General features: G+C 68.9%; 8 protein-coding genes. All 8 read right to left on the bottom strand.

Annotation, left to right across the window (positions count from 1 at the left end):
- Positions 1-35: 35 nt before the first annotated feature.
- Entirely contained in the window at positions 36-2,138 is a 2,103-nt protein-coding gene (gene fusA / locus ACFV9Q_RS17355) for an elongation factor G (RefSeq protein ID WP_377235422.1), read from the bottom strand.
- A gap of 95 nt (positions 2,139-2,233) precedes the next feature.
- On the bottom strand, positions 2,234-2,704 hold the full coding sequence (rpsG, locus tag ACFV9Q_RS17350; RefSeq protein WP_020016110.1) for a 30S ribosomal protein S7: 471 nt from the start codon (positions 2,702-2,704) through the stop codon (positions 2,234-2,236).
- Positions 2,704-3,078, bottom strand: coding sequence for a 30S ribosomal protein S12 (gene rpsL / locus ACFV9Q_RS17345; protein WP_020016109.1), 375 nt, complete (start codon positions 3,076-3,078; stop codon positions 2,704-2,706). Before rpsL ends, rpsG begins: the two co-directional genes overlap by 1 nt.
- 427 nt (positions 3,079-3,505) lie before the next feature.
- Positions 3,506-7,390 (bottom strand): DNA-directed RNA polymerase subunit beta', encoded by a 3,885-nt coding sequence (locus ACFV9Q_RS17340; protein WP_377231808.1) that lies wholly within the window; start codon positions 7,388-7,390, stop codon positions 3,506-3,508.
- Positions 7,391-7,467: 77 nt separating this feature from the next.
- Positions 7,468-10,980 carry a DNA-directed RNA polymerase subunit beta gene (rpoB, locus tag ACFV9Q_RS17335; protein ID WP_377231807.1) on the bottom strand — a complete coding sequence of 1,171 codons (3,513 nt, stop codon included), beginning with the start codon at positions 10,978-10,980 and terminating at the stop codon, positions 7,468-7,470.
- A gap of 461 nt (positions 10,981-11,441) precedes the next feature.
- Positions 11,442-11,825: a 50S ribosomal protein L7/L12 gene (gene rplL / locus ACFV9Q_RS17330; RefSeq protein WP_285100977.1), complete on the bottom strand. Its 384-nt coding sequence runs from the start codon at positions 11,823-11,825 to the stop codon at positions 11,442-11,444.
- An 86-nt stretch (positions 11,826-11,911) separates the two neighbouring features.
- Positions 11,912-12,442, bottom strand: a complete 531-nt coding sequence (gene rplJ / locus ACFV9Q_RS17325; protein ID WP_285100975.1) for a 50S ribosomal protein L10 — start codon at positions 12,440-12,442, stop codon at positions 11,912-11,914.
- Between the two features lie 339 nt (positions 12,443-12,781).
- Positions 12,782-15,379, bottom strand: a complete 2,598-nt coding sequence (locus ACFV9Q_RS17320; RefSeq protein ID WP_377235421.1) for a CHAT domain-containing protein — start codon at positions 15,377-15,379, stop codon at positions 12,782-12,784.
- Positions 15,380-15,488: the final 109 nt, after the last annotated feature.

The following is a 15,488-nucleotide window of genomic DNA, read 5'->3' as shown; positions in this document are numbered from 1 at the left end:
CTACAGGTTGGTTGTGCGGGTCGACCTGTGGGGACTCACTCGCCCCGGGTCTTCTTGATGATCTCTTCGGCAACTGCCTTGGGAACCTCGGCGTAGCTGTCGAACTGCATCGAGTACACCGCGCGACCCTGGGTCTTCGACCGGAGGTCACCGATGTAGCCGAACATCTCGCTGAGCGGCACCTGGGCGCGAACGACCTTCACACCGGTCGCGTCCTCCATGGACTGGATCATGCCACGTCGAGAGTTGATGTCGCCGATCACGTCGCCCATGTACTCCTCGGGCGTACGCACCTCGACGGCCATGACCGGCTCGAGCAGGACAGGGTCGGCGCGCTTGACGCCTTCCTTGAAGACCATCGAACCGGCAATCTTGAACGCCATCTCCGAGGAGTCGACGTCGTGGTACGCACCGTCGATCAGCGTCGCCTTCACGCCGACGACCGGGAAGCCTGCCAGCACACCCTGCTGCATGGCCGACTGGATACCGGCGTCGACCGACGGGATGTACTCGCGCGGGATGCGGCCACCGGTGACGGCGTTCTCGAACTCGTAGAGCTCGCCCTCCGACGTCTCCAGCGGCGCGAAGGTCACCTGGACCTTGGCGAACTGGCCGGAACCACCCGTCTGCTTCTTGTGCGTGTAGTCGATCTTCTCCGCCGTGCGGCGGATCGTCTCGCGGTACGCGACCTGCGGCTTGCCGACGTTCGCCTCGACCTTGAACTCGCGACGCATACGGTCGACGAGGATGTCGAGGTGGAGCTCGCCCATACCGCCGATGACGGTCTGGCCGGTCTCGTCGTCCAGCTTCACGCGGAAGGTCGGGTCCTCCTGCGCGAGCTTCTGGATCGCGGTCGACAGCTTCTCCTGGTCGGCCTTCGTCTTCGGCTCGATGGCCACGTCGATGACGGGCTCCGGGAAGCTCATCGACTCGAGGATGACCTGGTTCTGCGGGTCCGACAGGGTGTCACCGGTGGTGACGTCCTTGAGCCCGATGAACGCGTAGATGTGCCCTGCGTGGGCTTCCTCGACCGGGTTCTCCTTGTTGGAGTGCATCTGGAAGAGCTTCCCGATGCGCTCCTTCTTGCCCTTGGTCGAGTTCTGCACCTGGGCGCCCTGCGCGACCTTGCCCGAGTAGACGCGGACGTAGGTGAGCTTGCCGAAGAACGGGTGCGTGGCGACCTTGAAGGCGAGAGCCGAGAACGGCTCCGACTCCTCGGGACGACGCTCGATGATCTTCTCGGCGTCCTTGACGTCGTGGCCCTGGACGGCCGGCACGTCGAGCGGCGACGGGAGGTAGTCGATGACGGCGTCGAGCATGGGCTGCACGCCCTTGTTCTTGAACGCCGAGCCGCACAGGACCGGGAAGGCCGCGGACGAGATGACGAGCTTGCGGATGCCGCTCTTGATCTCGGGGATCGTGAGCTCCTCGCCACCGAGGAACTTCTCGAGCAGCTCGTCGTCCGCCTCGGCGACGGCCTCGATGAGCTCGGCACGGTACTGCTGCGCCTTCTCGACGAGGTCGGCCGGGATCTCCTCGACCTCGTACTCCTCGCCCATCTTGGTGTCGCCGCGCCAGGTGAGCGCCTTCATCTCGATGAGGTCGACAACGCCCTCGAAGTCGTTCTCGGCGCCGATCGGGAGCTGGATGACCAGCGGCTTCGCCTTGAGGCGCTCCACGATGGTCTTCACGGTGAAGTAGAAGTCCGCACCGAGCTTGTCCATCTTGTTGACGAAGCAGATGCGCGGGACGTCGTACTTGTCCGCCTGCCGCCACACCGTCTCGGACTGGGGCTCGACACCCTCCTTGCCGTCGAAAACGGCAACCGCGCCGTCGAGCACGCGGAGCGACCGCTCCACCTCGACCGTGAAGTCGACGTGGCCCGGCGTGTCGATGATGTTGATCTGGTTGTTCTTCCAGTAGCAGGTCGTCGCGGCGGACGTGATCGTGATGCCGCGCTCCTGCTCCTGCTCCATCCAGTCCATCGTCGACGCACCGTCGTGCGTCTCACCGATCTTGTAGTTCACACCCGTGTAGAACAGGATGCGCTCGGTCGTCGTGGTCTTTCCGGCATCGATGTGGGCCATGATGCCGATGTTGCGGACCTTGTTCAGGTCGGTCAGCACGTCGAGTGCCACGGTGTCTTACCCCTTGGTCTAAAGGTGGGCTTGGGGGCCGGCGGTTATGCATCCACCGACGGCCCCGGGGGTCACCCGGGGCCGCTCGGAAGCTACTACCAGCGGTAGTGCGCGAAGGCCTTGTTGGAGTCGGCCATCTTGTGCATGTCCTCGCGGCGCTTGACCGCGGCACCGAGACCGTTCGACGCGTCGAGGATCTCGTTCATGAGACGCTCGGTCATCGTCTTCTCGCGGCGAGCGCGGGAGAAGTCGGTGAGCCAGCGGAGGGCGAGCGTGGTGGCGCGCGTCGGACGCACGTCGACCGGCACCTGGTAGGTGGCGCCACCGACACGGCGGGAGCGCACCTCGAGAGCCGGACGGACGTTGTCGAGCGCGCGCTTGAGCACCACGACAGGGTCGCCGTCGGTCTTGGCGCGGACGCCCTCGAGGGCGCCGTAGACGATCGCCTCGGCGGTCGACTTCTTGCCGTCGAGCAGGACCTTGTTGATCAGCTGCGTGACAACCGGGGACCCGTAGACCGGGTCGACGATGAGCGGCCGCTTCGGGGCCGGACCCTTGCGGGGCATCAGCTCTTCTCCTTCTTGGCGCCGTAACGGGACCGAGCCTGCTTGCGACCCTTCACGCCCTGCGTGTCGAGCGCGCCGCGGACGATCTTGTAGCGGACACCGGGAAGGTCCTTCACACGGCCGCCGCGCACGAGCACGATGGAGTGCTCCTGCAGGTTGTGGCCGACACCGGGGATGTACGCGGTGACCTCGACCTGCGAGGAGAGCTTCACACGGGCGACCTTGCGGAGGGCCGAGTTCGGCTTCTTGGGGGTGGTGGTGTACACACGGGTGCACACGCCGCGCCGCTGGGGGGAGCCCTTGAGGGCCGGGGTCTTCGACTTCCCGGCCTTCGAGGTCCGCCCCTTGCGGACGAGCTGCTGGATCGTAGGCACTACGTCTCCGTCGTCTTCTTGAGCTTCGGCGACGCCCTGCCGGCGTCCCCGTCAATGGTTCTGGCTTGTGCGTGCCGATCGCATGCGGCACCCACAGCCCCGCACGGGGACTGCTACGCCACTTACCACCGGCTCGATGGCCCGGCTCCACCACCGGGGCACGTACGTGCTCCGGGAGGTTCTTGCCGGGGTGCCCACGCACTCACATCGGCCGCTTTCCGAAGCCACCTTGCGGCGGCCTTCAAGAGGTGCGGCCCGACGGCGCAGGCACGGATTCCTAGGTTACCCGCGTGTCTACGGGGGGTCAAAACGAATCGGGTGTGAGATGCGCCCGAGAAACCGCCAAGCAGAGCGCCTGCCCGGCTCCGTACGGGACGAACCCGTGCGGAGCAGGACAGGCGCTCTACCTGACGGTCAGAGGATCAGGTCAGCGGAAGTCGCCGAGGTCCAGGTCCTCCAGCGGGATCGCCTCGCCCGAACCCATACCGAGGGTCGGGAAGTCGATCTCGTCGTAGCCGAAGCTCGGGTAGAGCTCGGCCTTGGCCTGCTCGGTGGGCTCGACCTCGACGTTGCGGTAACGGGGCAGACCCGTACCGGCCGGGATGAGCTTACCGATGATGACGTTCTCCTTGAGGCCCAGCAGCGGGTCACGGCGACCGCTCATCGACGCCTCGGTGAGCACCCGGGTGGTCTCCTGGAAGGAGGCCGCCGAGAGCCACGAGTCGGTGGCGAGCGAGGCCTTCGTGATACCCATCAGCTCCGGACGGCCGGCGGCCGGCTGGCCACCCTCCGACACGGCCTTGCGGTTCGCGTCCTCGAAGCGCATGCGCTCCGCGAGCTCACCCGGCAGCAGCTGCGAGTCACCCGAGTCGAGCACGGTCACGCGCCGCAGCATCTGCCGCACGATGACCTCGATGTGCTTGTCGTGGATGTCCACGCCCTGGCTGCGGTAGGTCTCCTGGACCTGGTCCACCAGGTGCGTCTGCGTGGCACGCGGGCCGAGGATGCGCAGCACCTTCTTCGGGTCGACGGCACCCTGCACGAGCTGGGTACCGACCGTCACGTGGTCGCCGTCCGCGATCTTCAGACGGGCACGCTTGGTGACCGGGTACTTGATCTCCTCGCCACCGTCGTCCGGCGTCAGCACGAGGTGACGCGTCCGCTCGGTGTCCTCGATCGTCACGCGACCCGTGTACTCCGCGATGGGCGCCTCACCCTTGGGGGTGCGGGCCTCGAAGAGCTCGGTGACACGCGGCAGACCCTGCGTGATGTCCTCGGCGGCAGCCACACCACCGGTGTGGAAGGTACGCATCGTCAGCTGCGTGCCCGGCTCACCGATCGACTGCGCCGCGATGATGCCGACGGCCTCGCCGATGTCCACGAGCAGACCCGTGGCCAGGGAGCGGCCGTAGCACTTGGCGCAGGTACCGACACGGGACTCGCACGTCAGGACCGAACGGACCTTGACGTTCTCGATGCCCGCGGCGATGACCTGGTCGATGATGACGTCGCCGGCGTCCGACCCGGCGGTCGCGATGACGTTGCCGTCGGCGTCCACCACGTCGGTCGCGAAGGTACGCGAGTAGATGCTGGTCTCGACGCGGTCGTCCGGGACGAGCGAGCCGTCCGCGAGCTTCTCCGCGACCGGCAGCGTGAGGCCACGCTCGGTACCGCAGTCCTCCTCGCGGATGATGACGTCCTGCGAGACGTCCACCAGACGACGGGTCAGGTAACCCGAGTCAGCCGTACGGAGGGCCGTGTCGGCCAGACCCTTACGGGCACCGTGCGTCGCGATGAAGTACTCGAGGACGGACAGGCCCTCACGGTAGTTGGACTTGATCGGACGAGGGATGATCTCGCCCTTCGGGTTCGCCACCAGACCGCGCATACCGGCGATCTGACGAACCTGCATCCAGTTACCACGAGCACCCGAGCCCACCATGCGCATCACGGTGTTCCGCGCGTTGCTCTCGAGGTTGACCCGCATGGCCGACGCGACCTTGTCGGTCGCCTGCGTCCAGATCTCGATGAGCTCCTGACGGCGCTCGTCGTCGGTGATCAGACCCTTGTCGAACTGCTGCTGGACCTTGAGGGCCCGAGCCTCGTGCTCGTCGAGGATCTCGCCCTTGACGGTCGGGGCGGCGACGTCCGAGATGGCGATCGTGACGCCCGAACGCGTGGCCCACCGGTAGCCGGCGTCCTTCAGCGCGTCCAGCGCCGCGGCCACCTCCACCTTCGGGTAGCGCTCGGCGAGGTCGTTGACGATCGTCGACAGACGCTTCTTGTCGGCGATCCCGTTCTCGTACGGGTAGTCGACGGGCAGCGTCTCGTTGAAGAGGTACCGGCCGAGGGTGGTGTCGAACAGGAGCTGCTGCCCCTGCTCCCAGCCCTCGGGAGCCTCGAAGTCCTTCAGCGGCGGCACCAGGTCGGACATCCGCAGCCGGATCTTGGCGTTGATGTCCAGCTCGCCACGGTCGAAGGCCATGATGGCCTCGGCCACGGAGCCGAACGCACGCCCCTCGCCCACGGCGCCCGGACGGTCGCTCGTGAGGTGGTGCAGACCGATGATCATGTCCTGCGAGGGCATGGTCACCGGACGGCCGTCCGACGGCTTCAGGATGTTGTTGCTCGAGAGCATGAGGATGCGGGCCTCGGCCTGCGCCTCGGCGCTCAGGGGCAGGTGCACGGCCATCTGGTCACCGTCGAAGTCGGCGTTGAACGCGCCGCAGACGAGCGGGTGCAGGTGGATGGCCTTGCCCTCGACGAGCTGCGGCTCGAACGCCTGGATACCCAGACGGTGCAGCGTCGGCGCACGGTTCAGGAGCACCGGGTGCTCCGTGATGACCTCTTCGAGCACGTCCCAGACCACGGGGCGGGTGCGCTCGACCATGCGCTTGGCGCTCTTGATGTTCTGCGCGTGGTTCAGCTCCACGAGCCGCTTCATGACGAACGGCTTGAACAGCTCGAGCGCCATCTGCTTGGGCAGACCGCACTGGTGCAGCTTGAGCTGCGGGCCGACCACGATGACCGAACGGCCCGAGTAGTCGACGCGCTTGCCGAGCAGGTTCTGACGGAACCGGCCCTGCTTGCCCTTGAGCATGTCGGAGATCGACTTCAGCGGACGGTTGCCGGGGCCCGTCACCGGGCGACCACGACGGCCGTTGTCGAACAGCGAGTCGACGGCCTCCTGGAGCATCCGCTTCTCGTTGTTGACGATGATCTCCGGCGCGCCCAGGTCCAGGAGCCGCTTGAGGCGGTTGTTCCGGTTGATGACGCGGCGGTACAGGTCGTTCAGGTCCGACGTCGCGAACCGGCCACCGTCGAGCTGCACCATCGGGCGCAGGTCCGGCGGGATGACCGGGACGGCGTCGAGCACCATCGCCGTGGGCGAGTTGGTGGTCGTCAGGAACGCGTTCACGACCTTGAGGCGCTTGAGCGCACGGGTCTTGCGCTGGCCCTTGCCGGAGCGGATGGTCTCGCGCAGCGACTCGGCCTCGGCGTCCAGGTCGAAGTTCTGCAGGCGCTGCTGGATCGCGTTCGCGCCCATCGCACCCTCGAAGTAGGTGCCGTAGCGGTCCTGGAGCTGGCGGTACAGCATCTCGTCGCCCTCGAGGTCGGCGACCTTGAGGTTCTTGAACCGGTCCCAGACCTGCTCGAGGCGGTCCAGCTCCTGGTCCGCGCGCTTGCGCAGCTGAGCCATCTCGCGCTCGGCGGAGTCGCGCACCTTGCGGCGCGCGTCAGCCTTGGCACCCTCGGCCTCGAGCTCGGCCAGGTCGGCCTCGAGCTTCTGGGCGCGGGTGTTGATGTCGTTGTCCCGGCGGTCGGAGATCTCCTTCTTCTCGAGATCGATCTCGTTCTGCAGGTTGGGCAGGTCCTCCTGGCGGGCCTCGTCGTCGACCGACGTGATCATGTAGGCCGCGAAGTAGATGACCTTCTCCAGGTCCTTCGGTGCCAGGTCCAGCAGGTAGCCCAGGCGGGACGGCACACCCTTGAAGAACCAGATGTGCGTGACGGGGGCGGCGAGCTCGATGTGGCCCATGCGCTCACGGCGCACCTTGGAACGCGTGACCTCCACACCACAGCGCTCGCAGATGATGCCCTTGAAGCGCACGCGCTTGTACTTGCCGCAGTAGCACTCCCAGTCGCGGGTCGGACCGAAGATCTTCTCGCAGAAGAGCCCGTCCTTCTCCGGCTTGAGGGTGCGGTAGTTGATGGTCTCTGGCTTCTTGACCTCACCGTGCGACCAGGCACGGATGTCCTCGGCCGTGGCGAGGCCGATACGCAGCTCGTCGAAGACGTTGACGTCGAGCAAGGTGTCCTACTTCCTGAAGTTCTCGAAAATCCTCGGGGTGTCCAGGCCCGCGCCCGGTGCACGGGCGCGGCCTGGTATCAGATCTCGTCGACGCTGGAGGCGGCGTTGGGCCGCCGCGAGAGGTCGATGCCGAGCTCCTCAGCGGCGCGGTACACCTCGTCGTCGGACTCCTTCATCTCGATGGAGACACCGTCGCTCGAGAGCACCTCGACGTTCAGGCACAGCGACTGCATCTCCTTGAGAAGCACCTTGAAGGACTCCGGGATACCCGAGTCGGGGATGTTCTCGCCCTTGACGATCGCCTCGTAGACCTTGACACGGCCCGGGACGTCGTCGGACTTGATGGTGAGCAGCTCCTGGAGCGTGTACGCGGCGCCGTACGCCTCGAGAGCCCAGACCTCCATCTCACCGAAACGCTGACCACCGAACTGCGCCTTACCACCCAGCGGCTGCTGCGTGATCATCGAGTACGGACCGGTCGAGCGCGCGTGGATCTTGTCGTCGACCAGGTGGTGCAGCTTCAGGATGTACATGTAACCGGTGGAGACGGGCTCCGGGAACGGCTCGCCGGAGCGGCCGTCGAAGAGCTGCGCCTTGCCGTCCTGGTTGACCATGCGCTGACCGTCACGGTTCGGCAGGGTCGCACCGAAGAGACCGCGCAGGGCGACCTCCTCCAGGCCGTCGAACACCGGGGTGGCGACGGGGCGGCTCGGCTCGCTCTTGTGGGCGACCTCGGGAAGGCTCTCCAGCCACTCCCCGCCCTTGTCCTCCGCGAGGGAGACGTCCCAGCCCTGCTTGGCGATCCACCCGAGGTGGGTCTCCAGCACCTGGCCCACGTTCATACGGCCCGGCACACCCAGCGGGTTCAGGATGACGTCGACCGGCGTGCCGTCCTCGAGGAACGGCATGTCCTCCTGCGGGAGGATCTTCGAGATGACGCCCTTGTTGCCGTGGCGGCCGGCCAGCTTGTCACCGACGGTGATCTTGCGGCGCTGCGCGATGTAGACGCGCACCAGCTGGTTCACGCCGGCGGGCAGCTCGTCGCCGTCCTCCCGGTTGAACTCGCGCACCGCGATGACCGTGCCCTGCTCGCCGTGGGGAACCTTGAGCGAGGTGTCGCGCACCTCGCGCGCCTTCTCGCCGAAGATCGCGCGCAGCAGGCGCTCCTCCGGGGTCAGCTCGGTCTCACCCTTGGGGGTGACCTTGCCGACCAGGATGTCGCCCGCGCCGACCTCGGCACCGATGCGGATCACGCCGCGCTCGTCGAGGTCCGCGAGGACCTCCTCGGAGACGTTCGGGATGTCCCGCGTGATCTCCTCCGGGCCGAGCTTGGTGTCGCGCGCGTCGACCTCGTGCTCCTCGATGTGGATCGAGGAGAGGACGTCGTCCTCCACGAGGCGCTGCGACAGGATGATCGCGTCCTCGTAGTTGTGACCCTCCCACGACATGAACGCGACCAGCAGGTTGCGGCCGAGCGCGAGCTCGCCCTCGTCCGTCGCCGGGCCGTCCGCGAGCACGGAGCCGACCTCGACCCGCGCACCCTCGTCGACCAGCACGCGCTGGTTGTAGCTCGTGCCCTGGTTGGAGCGCACGAACTTGTGCACGCGGTACGAGCCCGTCGTGCCGTCGTCGTTCGCCACGAGCACCAGGTCGGCCGAGACCTCGGTGACCACACCGGGCTTGGTCGCCACGATGACGTCGCCGGCGTCGACCGCCGCACGGCGCTCCATGCCGGTACCGACCACGGGGGCCTCGGACCGCACCAGCGGCACGGCCTGGCGCTGCATGTTGGCACCCATGAGGGCGCGGTTGGCGTCGTCGTGCTCGAGGAACGGGATCAGGGCCGTCGCGACCGACACCATCTGGCGCGGCGAGATGTCCATGTAGTCGACCTCGGCACCCGGGATGTCGTTGGTCTCGCCACCCTTCGTGCGGACCAGGACGCGGTCGAGGACGAATGTGCCGTCCTCGAGCAGCGGCGTGTTGGCCTGCGCGATGATGTAGCGGTCCTCGTCATCGGCCGTGAGGTAGTCGATGTTGTCGGTGACCTTGCCGTCCTCGACCCGGCGGTACGGCGTCTCGATGAAGCCGAACGGGTTGATGCGACCGAACGACGCGAGCGAACCGATCAGACCGATGTTCGGACCCTCAGGGGTCTCGATCGGGCACATGCGGCCGTAGTGCGACGGGTGGACGTCACGGACCTCCATGCCGGCGCGGTCGCGGGACAGACCACCCGGGCCGAGCGCGTTCAGACGCCGCTTGTGCGTCAGACCGGCCAGCGGGTTGTTCTGGTCCATGAACTGCGACAGCTGCGACGTGCCGAAGAACTCACGGATCGACGCGACGACCGGACGGATGTTGATCAGCGTCTGCGGCGTGATGGCCTCGACGTCCTGCGTGGTCATGCGCTCGCGAACGACGCGCTCCATGCGGGACAGACCCGTGCGCACCTGGTTCTGGATGAGCTCACCCACGGCGCGGATGCGGCGGTTGCCGAAGTGGTCGATGTCGTCGACCTCGACGCGCACCTCGACGGGCTGGCCGTTGCGGACGCCGTCCATGGTGGTCTTGTCCGCGTGCAGCGACGCCAGGTACTTGATCGTGTGGACCACGTCGGTCAGCGACAGCGTGGACTCGGCCAGCTCCGCGTCGACACCGAGCTTCTTGTTCGCCTTGTAGCGGCCGACCTTGGCGAGGTCGTAGCGCTTCGGGTTGAAGTAGAAGTTCTCGAGCAGGGCACGACCGGCCTCGACCGTCGGCGGCTCACCCGGGCGGATCTTGCGGTACAGGTCGACCAGGGCCTCGTCCTCGGTGTGGACGTGGTCCTTCTCGAGCGTGTCGAGCACGGACGGGAAGTCGGCGAACTGCTCGCGGATCTCCGACTCGGTCATGCCGAGGGCCTTGAGCAGCACCGTGACGGACTGCTTGCGCTTGCGGTCGACGCGCACGCCGACGGCGTCGCGCTTGTCGATCTCGAACTCGAGCCACGCACCACGCGAGGGGATGATCTTCGCGGAGAAGACGTCCTTGTCGCTGGTCTTGTCCGGGGTGCGCTCGAAGTACACGCCCGGGGAACGCACCAGCTGCGAGACGACGACGCGCTCGGTGCCGTTGATGATGAAGGTGCCGCGCGCCGTCATGAGCGGGAAGTCGCCCATGAAGACCGTCTGGCTCTTGATCTCACCGGTGGTGTAGTTGACGAACTCCGCGGTGACGAACAGCGGGGCCGCGTAGGTGAAGTCCTTCTCCTTGCACTCGTCCGCCGTGTACTTCGGCGGCTCGAAGCGGTGGTTCGAGAAGGAGAGAGACATCGAGGAGCCGAAGTCCTCGATCGGGGAGATCTCCTCGAAGATCTCTTCCAGTCCGGAGGTTTCCGGGACATCATTACGACCAGCCGCCTTGGCAGTTTCTACCCTGCCCTGCCAGGCTGGGTTACCAAGAAGCCAGTCGAAGCTCTCGGTCTGCAGGCCAAGCAGGTCGGGGACCTCGAGTGGCTCATAGATCTTTGCGAAGGAAACGCGACGGGAAGCGGTACGGTTCGCAATGGCTTCGGCGGACGGAGCTGAAGGGGTGCGCGAGGCAGCCAAGAGGGGTCCTTCCCTGCAGTTCGGGTGAACGCTGTACGCTCTGCGGTGCTGCAGGATGCTCTGCCGGATTCACCGGTCACCGGTGGGCATCCCCTGAGCGGGGATGCGACCAGGACTTTCGGGAAGCAGGGGGAGGCGTCGAGGGCACACGCGGGCGCAAAGCGCTAGCATACCTATCTGGTTCTAGTATGTCCAGTCGCCCTACGTCCTGCACGTCGAGACTGTGGGAATCCTCGAATCGTTGCGTATCCGCACTGCCGCGGCGTGGCGGCTGGACGGGGCGGCGCAAGGCGGTTCAACGGGTGCGTCGCGGGTGATATTCCCGGACGACCTGGCCGGACGGTCCGCGCACGCGAGAGGCCCGCACCCCGAGGGGGTGCGGGCCTCTGCAGTCGGCGGACGGTCGCCCGGGACGAGCCCGGGCGGCCGTCACACCAGCCCGAAGGCGGTGATGCCTGAGGTCACTTGAGGGTGACGGTGGCGCCGGCGCCCTCCAGGGCAGCCTTCGCCTTCTCGGCGGCGTCCTTGTCGGCGCCCTCGAGAACCGGCTTCGGCGCGCCGTCGACCAGGTCCTTGGCCTCCTTGAGACCGAGGGACGTGAGCGCGCGCACCTCCTTGATGACCTGGATCTTCTTGTCGCCGGCAGCCTCGAGGATGACGTCGAACTCGGTCTTCTCCTCCACGGCCTCAGCGGCAGCGGCGGCCGGGCCGGCAACGGCAGCGGCGACCGGAGCGGCGGCGGTGACGTCGAACTTCTCCTCGAAGGCCTTCACGAAGTCGGAGAGCTCGATGAGCGTGAGCTCCTCGAAGGCGGACAGGAGCTCGTCGGTGGAGAGCTTCGCCATGATGGCGTTCCTTTCAGTTGGCGCTTCGCGGGCCGGTGCCGGCCCGCGAGAAGCAGGGGGGGGTGTGAACTGGCGCTGCCACCTGATCAGGCGGCAGCACCCTCCGATTCCTGCTTCTGACGCAGGGCATCGATGGCACGGGCGACCTGGGCGGGCTTGGCGGTGAAGGCGTAAGCAGCACGCGTCAGCGTGGCCTTCAGACCGCCGGCCACCTTGGCCAGCAGAACCTCGCGGGACTCGAGGTCCGCGAGCTTCGTGATCTCCGCGCTGGACATCGGGCGGCCGTCGAGCACGCCGCCCTTGATGACCAGTGCGGGGTTCGCCTTGGCGAAGTCACGCAGACCCTTCGCAGCCTCGACCGGGTCCCCGGTCACGAATGCGATGGCGGACGGGCCCTTCAGGTCGGCGTCGAGACCCTCGACACCGGCCTCCTTGGCCGCGATCCCCGTCAGCGTGTTCTTCACCACGGCGTAGGTTGCGTTGCCGCTGAGCGACCGACGCAGCTCCTTGAGCTGCGCGACGGTGAGCCCGCGGTACTCGGTCAGCACGGCTGCGCTCGAGTCGCGGAACTTGTCCGCGAGCTCTGCGACAGCGGCTGCCTTGTCCGGCCTCGCCATGGCAATCCTTCCGGTGGTGGTACCACCGTCCCCTGGGGCGTGAGCCCCGGGCGTTGCCCCGGAACGAGAAAAAGAGCCCCGGCGCAGGTGCACGGGGCTCGGTTCGCGCGGCAGGACCGCACTCGAGTTCGTCACCTGCGCAGGCCCCCGCTCTCAGCGGGACTTCGGTCTTCTTCCGCCCGGTGCTCTTACGAGCGGGCAGCGTCGGACGACCGGCGGTCTTGGGTTACCCGAGAACTATACATGGCTTCACGCGTGGGGCCGCACGCACGAAGCGGTGGGCTGCGCCACACGGCGGACGACGCCGTCCGCGCGCCGCCGAGCGCCGCCCGCCGGCGGTCACCGGCCCAGGCCCTCCAGGGACGCGAAGCACACCAGCGGCACCGGCTCGGGCTCGTCCGCGAGCGCCGCGGCGAGCGCGGCCTCCGGGTCGTCCGTGGCGCGCAGGTGGGCGTGGAACCGGGGCATCACGCGCGCGGCGACGGCGTCCGACAGCGGGGCGACGGCGGCGACGACCGCGCGGGCGCCGAGCCGCAGGAGCACGGACGACAGGCCGAGCACCTCGCCGCCGACCACCTGGGACGAGCCGCCGACCTCGCAGGCCGAGAGGACGAGCACGGATCCGGGGAGCCGGGTGCCGTCGAGCTCGTGGGCGAACAGCGGCCCGTCGGCGAGGTCGACGAAGGCGAAGAGCGGGTTGTCGGCGTCGTGCCTGCCGTGGGTGGCGAGGTGCACGATGTCGTGGGTGGCGAGCACGGCCCGCACCGCCGCCGTCGTCGCGGCGGCGCCGGTGAGGACCGTGGCCCCCGGCCATACCGCGCCGACGGCCCGCACCTCGCTCGCGCCGAGGGTGACGCCGGGACCGTACGCGGCGAGGAGCCGGTGCCTGCTCCCCGGGCGCGGGTGCGCACGGCCGCGCGCCATGTAGGACCGGACGGTCGTGCGGCGGCCGCGCCGCGACGGGAGCGCCGTCCAGGGCACGCTGAGCAGGGGCTCCCTGCCCACGACGTACAGCGGGCCGTCCGCCTGCATCGGCAGCGCGAGGAGCCGGTCGAGCGCGTCGAGGTTGCGCCTCAGGGAGCGGTGGGCGGCGTCGCGCAGGGCCGGGGGCACGTGCTCGTTGGCGCAGGCCCCGAAGTCCGCGCGGACGCGCAGCGCCCGTTCGGTGACCTCGGCGAGCGCTCCGAGGCCGACGGTGCGCGCGCCGTGCGCGTCGACCCGGACGCAGCGCAGCATCCCGTCGAGCACCAGGTAGTTGGCGACGACGGCGCCGTCGTCGCGGGCGGCGAGCAGCTCGCGGACCTCGGCGGTGGTGGCCGGGCGGTCCTCGGCCACGTCGTGCTCGGCGCCGGTGCGGTGCCAGGCGCGTTCGCGTGCCGTCGCCAGCAGCCGGCGCGACCGCTCGAAGAGGTGGGCGCGTTCCGTGGCGCTGCCCCGGTCGGTGAGGGTGCGGGCGCGGACGACGAGCCCGCGTGCCTCGGTGACGAGCGCGCCGACCGCGGGCTCGTCCGGCGCGACTGTGCCGCCCATCCCGGCGAATGTGGTCCGGCCGCGTTCGAGCGCCTCGAAGAGCCAGTCCGGCCGGCCGGTCCGCACCGCGGCCTCGACGTCGGTCCGCTGCAGGTCCACGCCGTGCGCCGCGGCGGCGGTGACGGACTCGACCGAGCCGAGCCCCACGCGATGGTCCGCGAGCAGCTCCAGCCCCGTGCGCACCGCCTCGATGCCGGCCGCCCGGTCGCCCGACGCGAACGCGAGCTGCGCGAGCACGGTCTGCCGCTGGATCCGCGTGGACAGCGGGGCGTCGGCCATGCCGGCGGGGAGGTTGTCGAGGACGGTGCGCGCGGCGGCGACGTCGTCGGCCAGGAGGTACCAGTGCGCGGCGACGAACCGCGCGGTCAGGCCGGGCCGCTGGCCGAGCAGGGGGTCCACCTCGTCGCCTGCCTCGGCGGCCTGGATGGCCTGCTCGGCACGACGCCGGGCGTCGTCGGGAACGGGGGCCTCGCCGCGCCGGACCGGCAGGAGGATCGCCTCCAGCTCGGCGACGCGCGCGACGGCGGCGCGCTGCGGGTGGCCGACGCCGGCGTAGTAACGCCGGGCGAAGGCCGCCGCGGCCTGCGCCTCGTCCCACCGGTGCAGCGCCATGAGGCAGCGCGCGCGGAAGTACTCCGCCTCGGCGCGGTGGTGCGCGCGGCCCGGCACCACCATCCGGGAGATGGCCTGGGTGAGGACCTGCTCGGCGTCCTCGAGCAGCCCGGCCTCGTAGAGGACGGCGCCGCGGCCGATGTCGAGCACGCCGTCGGAGCGTTCCGGGTCCACGGCGCGCGCCGCGGCCATGGCCTGCAGCGCGCCCGGCAGGTCGCCGAGCGCGTACCGCACGAAGCCCGTGTTGTGCAGGGCGAGGGATGCGATCCCGGGCAGGTCTGCCAGCCCTGCGGCCTCGTGGCAGGCGTCGAAGTCGGCGAGCGCCGCGTCCAGCCGGCCGAGCTCGATGGCGGCCGCGCCCCGGTTGAGCAGTGCCGTGGCGTAGTCGCGCGGGGTGAGCTGGTCCGCGACCGCGAGCACCCGGTCGAAGGCCGCGACGGCGTCGGTGAGCCGGCCGGAGCGCTGCAGCAGCAGGCCGCGGTTCCCGTCGACGACGGCGGCGAGCCGCCTGCGGACTCGCGGCGGAGCGGCATCGGCGCGGGCGTCGGCGTCGCCCAGGAGGGCGAGCGGCTTGTCCAGCGTGTCCTCGACGGCGTGGACCGCGACGGCCTCCCCCGCCAGGGAACGGACCATGCCCTCGGCCCAGCGCTCACGGTCCGTTGCGCTGAGTTCGCCGAGGTCCACGACCCGGAGCCGGTCGAGCACGTCCCGGAACCGCAGCAGGGCGTCGCCCGGTCGCGACCGGGAGCTGAGCTCCCGCGCGGCCATCAGCTCCGCCTCCAGTTCCGGCCACATACCTGCCCCCTCGCCTCTCCGGGCCCCACGGGGGCGCCGGGCGGGCCACGATAGCGGGGCACGGGGCGGCCTGTCATCGCCCGGGGCAACCGCGCAGGTCAGGGGTTCG

Origin of the sequence: Promicromonospora sp. NPDC059942 (assembly GCF_042731755.1) — a bacterium.
Taxonomy (GTDB): domain Bacteria; phylum Actinomycetota; class Actinomycetes; order Actinomycetales; family Cellulomonadaceae; genus Promicromonospora.
Note: the sequence above shows the minus strand (reverse complement) of the source record. Positions and strands in the feature narration are given on the sequence as shown.